General features: G+C 38.0%; 1 pseudogene. It reads left to right on the forward strand.

What is annotated here, in order from left to right:
• A pseudogene (locus AOA59_RS28760) lies at positions 1-205 on the forward strand (8-amino-7-oxononanoate synthase); the annotation flags it as partial.
• Between the last annotated feature and the right edge of the window lie 24 nt (positions 206-229).

Here is a 229-nt window from a genome sequence, read left to right on the forward strand (position 1 = left end):
AATCGTTGGTGATGAAGCGAAAGCACATCAATTATCTGACAAACTATTATCCTATGGTGTCTTTGCACAAGGTATAGCATTCCCTACTGTTGCTAAAGGTATGGCAAGGGTAAGAACAATAGTGACAGCGGATCATACAGAAGAGTTATTACAGGAAGCATTAAATGCATTCGAAAAAGCAGGAAAAGAATTAGGTATTATCTAATATTTAGAGAGGCTGGGCCATAAC

Origin of the sequence: Pseudomonas sp. 2822-15, from assembly GCF_002742515.1 — a bacterium.
Taxonomy (GTDB): domain Bacteria; phylum Pseudomonadota; class Gammaproteobacteria; order Pseudomonadales; family Pseudomonadaceae; genus Aquipseudomonas; species Aquipseudomonas salomonii.